The organism is Cellulomonas sp. HZM, from assembly GCF_000708885.1.
In the GTDB taxonomy this organism is placed as follows: Bacteria; Actinomycetota; Actinomycetes; order Actinomycetales; family Cellulomonadaceae; genus Cellulomonas.
The window spans coordinates 1-5545 of sequence record NZ_JEOE01000064.1; the positions used below are offsets into that span (position 1 = coordinate 1).

Here is a 5545-nt window from a genome sequence, read left to right on the forward strand (position 1 = left end):
GCCTCCGGGCAGGTCGAGAGACTGAATCGGATGCGCGTCTGTTCCTTGAGAACTCAACAGTGTGCCAAGTAGTCGATGCCATATGGCTCATCTTTGATGGGTCTTGGTTGAGACGGGGATCTGGTCCTACCTCCGTGGGGCTGGGTTCTCAGATACAGCCGAATTGGATTGGCCGGCCCTAGCGTCAGCGTGGGGGTTGGTCGTTTCGTTGTGTCGGTTGCCTGCCTGTTTCGATGGGTGGGTGCCAGTTGACATTTACGGAGAGTTTGATTCTGGCTCAGGACGAACGCTGGCGGCGTGCTTAACACATGCAAGTCGAACGGTGAAGACCAGCTTGCTGGTTGGATCAGTGGCGAACGGGTGAGTAACACGTGAGCAACCTGCCCTTCACTCTGGGATAAGCCTTGGAAACGGGGTCTAATACCGGATACGAGACGCATCTGCATGGATAGTGTCTGGAAAGATTTATCGGTGGGGGATGGGCTCGCGGCCTATCAGCTTGTTGGTGGGGTAATGGCCTACCAAGGCGACGACGGGTAGCCGGCCTGAGAGGGCGACCGGCCACACTGGGACTGAGACACGGCCCAGACTCCTACGGGAGGCAGCAGTGGGGAATATTGCACAATGGGCGCAAGCCTGATGCAGCGACGCCGCGTGAGGGATGACGGCCTTCGGGTTGTAAACCTCTTTCAGCAGGGAAGAAGCGAGAGTGACGGTACCTGCAGAAGAAGCGCCGGCTAACTACGTGCCAGCAGCCGCGGTAATACGTAGGGCGCAAGCGTTGTCCGGAATTATTGGGCGTAAAGAGCTCGTAGGCGGTTTGTCGCGTCTGCTGTGAAAACTCGAGGCTCAACCTCGGGCTTGCAGTGGGTACGGGCAGACTAGAGTGCGGTAGGGGTGACTGGAATTCCTGGTGTAGCGGTGGAATGCGCAGATATCAGGAGGAACACCGATGGCGAAGGCAGGTCACTGGGCCGCAACTGACGCTGAGGAGCGAAAGCATGGGGAGCGAACAGGATTAGATACCCTGGTAGTCCATGCCGTAAACGTTGGGCACTAGGTGTGGGGCTCATTCCACGAGTTCCGTGCCGCAGCAAACGCATTAAGTGCCCCGCCTGGGGAGTACGGCCGCAAGGCTAAAACTCAAAGAAATTGACGGGGGCCCGCACAAGCGGCGGAGCATGCGGATTAATTCGATGCAACGCGAAGAACCTTACCAAGGCTTGACATACACCGGAAAAGTGCAGAGATGTGCTCCCCGTAAGGTCGGTGTACAGGTGGTGCATGGTTGTCGTCAGCTCGTGTCGTGAGATGTTGGGTTAAGTCCCGCAACGAGCGCAACCCTCGTCCCATGTTGCCAGCGGGTTATGCCGGGGACTCATGGGAGACTGCCGGGGTCAACTCGGAGGAAGGTGGGGATGACGTCAAATCATCATGCCCCTTATGTCTTGGGCTTCACGCATGCTACAATGGCCGGTACAAAGGGCTGCGATACCGCAAGGTGGAGCGAATCCCAAAAAGCCGGTCTCAGTTCGGATTGGGGTCTGCAACTCGACCCCATGAAGTCGGAGTCGCTAGTAATCGCAGATCAGCAACGCTGCGGTGAATACGTTCCCGGGCCTTGTACACACCGCCCGTCAAGTCACGAAAGTCGGTAACACCCGAAGCCGGTGGCCCAACCCTTGTGGAGGGAGCTGTCGAAGGTGGGACTGGCGATTGGGACTAAGTCGTAACAAGGTAGCCGTACCGGAAGGTGCGGCTGGATCACCTCCTTTCTAAGGAGCATCTGGCAGCCACGCTTGCCCGTCATGGGTGGTGGGGGTTGTCCAGGCCCATGCCTCGGCCGAACGCGTCGGGGGTGGTGCTCGAGGGTGGAACATCGACTATGGCCGGCTCGAGGGTCGGTGGCTTCTAGTACGCCTGCAGCTTGCTGTGGGGAGGGAACGAAGGTCCATCGGGTGTTGGGTCGGCTTGGCACGCTGTTGGGTCCTGAGGGAACAGCCGGAAGGTTGTTGTCTCGGGGCGTGGGCCCGGATCGGTTCCCTGTGGGGGGCGGGTTCGGGTCTCGGCCTGCGGGTCGGACCTGGTCGGTCGTACCGCTCCACTGTGGTGGGGACGGCGCCGGTGGTGGGTTCGGGTACCGGTCGTAGCTTGAGAACTGCACAGTGGACGCGAGCATCTTTGAATGATCTTTGTGGTCAAGTTTATAAGGGCACAGGGTGGATGCCTTGGCACTAGGAGCCGAAGAAGGACGTTGTAGCCTGCGATAAGCCTCGGGGAGTTGGCAAACGAACCGTGATCCGAGGATGTCCGAATGGGGAAACCCCGCACGAGTCATGTCGTGTGACCCGCACCTGAATATATAGGGTGTGTGGAGGGAACGCCGGGAAGTGAAACATCTCAGTACCGGCAGGAAGAGATATTCCGTGAGTAGTGGCGAGCGAAAGCGGATCAGGCCAAACCGTATGCGTGTTCAAGCCGGCAGGCGTTGCGCATGCGGGGTTGTGGGACCTTTCAGCTGGGTCTGCCGATCCAGCAGGGAGTCAGAAAGTCGCGTTATAGTCGAAAGGTCTGGGAAGGCCTGGCACAGAGGGTGAGACCCCCGTAGACGAAATGGCGTGGCCTCCCGAGAGGGATCCCAAGTAGCTCCGGGCCCGAGAAACCTGGAGTGAATCTGCACAGACCACTGTGTAAGCCTAAATACTACCTAGTGACCGATAGCGGACAAGTACCGTGAGGGAAAGGTGAAAAGTACCCCGGGAGGGGAGTGAAATAGTACCTGAAACCGTGTGCCTACAATCCGTCGGAGCCTCCCTAGCAGGGGTGACGGCGTGCCTTTTGAAGAATGAGCCTGCGAGTTAGTGGTACGTGGCGAGGTTAACCCGTGTGGGGAAGCCGTAGCGAAAGCGAGTCCGAACAGGGCGTCACAGTCGCGTGCTCTAGACCCGAAGCGAAGTGATCTAGCCATGGGCAGGTTGAAGCGCGGGTAAGACCGCGTGGAGGACCGAACCCACCTGGGTTGAAAACCGGGGGGATGACCTGTGGTTAGGGGTGAAAGGCCAATCAAACTTCGTGATAGCTGGTTCTCCCCGAAATGCATTTAGGTGCAGCGTCACGCGTTTCTTGCCGGAGGTAGAGCTACTGGATAGCCGATGGGCCCCACCAGGTTACTGACGTTAGCCAAACTCCGAATGCCGGTAAGCCAGAGCGTGGCAGTGAGACTGCGGGGGATAAGCTCCGTAGTCGAGAGGGAAACAGCCCAGACCACCAGCTAAGGCCCCTAAGCGTATGCTAAGTGGGAAAGGATGTGGAGTTGCACAGACAACCAGGAGGTTGGCTTAGAAGCAGCCACCCTTGAAAGAGTGCGTAATAGCTCACTGGTCAAGTGATTCCGCGCCGACAATGTAGCGGGGCTCAAGTATACCGCCGAAGCTGTGGCATTCACACATCAGCTCAGCCCCTTGTGGGTTCAGGCGTGTGGATGGGTAGGGGAGCGTCGTGTGGCGAGTGAAGTCGCGGGGGAACCCAGCGGTGGACGCCACACGAGTGAGAATGCAGGCATGAGTAGCGAATGACGGGTGAGAAACCCGTCCGCCGAATGACCAAGGGTTCCAGGGCCAGGCTAATCCGCCCTGGGTAAGTCGGGACCTAAGGCGAGGCCGACAGGCGTAGTCGATGGACAACGGGTTGATATTCCCGTACCGGCGAAGAACCGCCCATACCGAGCCCGGTGATGCTAACCGTCCGAGCCGGCGCACCGTGACCTTCGGGTCGCACCGCGTCGGGGAGCACGGGACCCGAACCGGTAGTAGGTAAGCGTATTAACAGGGGTGACGCAGGAAGGTAGCCGAGCGTGGCGATGGTAGTCCACGTCCAAGGTCGTAGGGCGAGGTGTAGGCAAATCCGCACCTCATGATGCCTGAGAGCTGACGGGTAGCGCGTATGCGCGAAATCGGTGATCCTATGCTGCCAAGAAAAGCCTCGACGCGAGGTTCTAGCCGCCCGTACCCCAAACCGACTCAGGTGGTCAGGTAGAGAATACCAAGGCGATCGAGCAAATCGTGGTTAAGGAACTCGGCAAAATGCCCCCGTAACTTCGGGAGAAGGGGGGCCTGAAGCGTGAACCGGCTTGCCCGGGGAGCGTGAAGGGCCGCAGAGACCAGGGAGAAGCGACTGTTTACTAAAAACACAGGTCCGTGCGAAGTCGCAAGACGATGTATACGGACTGACGCCTGCCCGGTGCTGGAAGGTTAAGAGGACGGGTCAGCCGCAAGGCGAAGCTCAGAATTTAAGCCCCAGTAAACGGCGGTGGTAACTATAACCATCCTAAGGTAGCGAAATTCCTTGTCGGGTAAGTTCCGACCTGCACGAATGGCGTAACGACTTCTCCGCTGTCTCAACCGCGAACTCGGCGAAATTGCACTACGAGTAAAGATGCTCGTTACGCGCAGCAGGACGGAAAGACCCCGGGACCTTTACTATAGCTTGGTATTGGTGTTCGGTGCGGCTTGTGTAGGATAGGTGGGAGACTGTGAAGCCGGCACGCCAGTGTCGGTGGAGTCATCGTTGAAATACCACTCTGGTCGCTCTGGACATCTAACCTCGGTCCGTAATCCGGATCAGGGACAGTGCCTGGTGGGTAGTTTAACTGGGGCGGTTGCCTCCTAAAATGTAACGGAGGCGCTCAAAGGTTCCCTCAGCCTGGTTGGCAATCAGGTGGCGAGTGCAAGTGCACAAGGGAGCTTGACTGTGAGACCGACAGGTCGAGCAGGGACGAAAGTCGGAACTAGTGATCCGGCGGTGGCTTGTGGAAGCGCCGTCGCTCAACGGATAAAAGGTACCCCGGGGATAACAGGCTGATCTTGCCCAAGAGTCCATATCGACGGCATGGTTTGGCACCTCGATGTCGGCTCGTCGCATCCTGGGGCTGGAGTAGGTCCCAAGGGTTGGGCTGTTCGCCCATTAAAGCGGTACGCGAGCTGGGTTTAGAACGTCGTGAGACAGTTCGGTCCCTATCCGCTGCGCGCGCAGGAAACTTGAGAAGGGCTGTCCCTAGTACGAGAGGACCGGGACGGACGAACCTCTGGTGTGCCAGTTGTTCCGCCAGGAGCACGGCTGGTTGGCTACGTTCGGAAGGGATAACCGCTGAAAGCATCTAAGCGGGAAGCCTGCTTCAAGATGAGGTTTCCACGGGCACTCGATGCCCGAGAGGCTCCCAGCTAGACCACTGGGTAGATAGGCCGGATGTGGAAGAGGGGACCAACGACCCTCGCAGCTGACCGGTACTAATAAGCCGACAACTTCACCACTCATTCATTGCTACGCGTCCACTGTGCGGTTCCCGAGAGACGAACGGGAACCCGTTTGACAACTCGACAACGTTACGGCGGTCATAGCGTGGGGGAAACGCCCGGTCCCATTCCGAACCCGGAAGCTAAGCCCCACAGCGCCGATGGTACTGCACTCGCCAGGGTGTGGGAGAGTAGGACGCCGCCGGACACCATTCAGAAAGAGCCACCCCATCCGGGGTGGCTCTTTCTGTTTC

General features: G+C 58.5%; 3 rRNA genes. All 3 read left to right on the forward strand.

From position 1 onward, the window contains the following. Nucleotides 1–254: 254 nt before the first annotated feature. The 3 genes from AW16_RS0116465 to rrf all read left to right on the forward strand — a co-directional run bounded on the left by AW16_RS0116465 (nucleotide 255) and on the right by rrf (nucleotide 5499). Nucleotides 255–1775 (forward strand): 16S ribosomal RNA (locus AW16_RS0116465). Between the two features lie 421 nt (nucleotides 1776–2196). After that, nucleotides 2197–5309, forward strand: a 23S ribosomal RNA gene (locus AW16_RS0116470). Between the two features lie 73 nt (nucleotides 5310–5382). Next, nucleotides 5383–5499 (forward strand): 5S ribosomal RNA (rrf, locus tag AW16_RS0116475). The 16S, 23S and 5S rRNA genes sit together here, the layout of an rRNA operon. Nucleotides 5500–5545 lie beyond the last annotated feature (46 nt).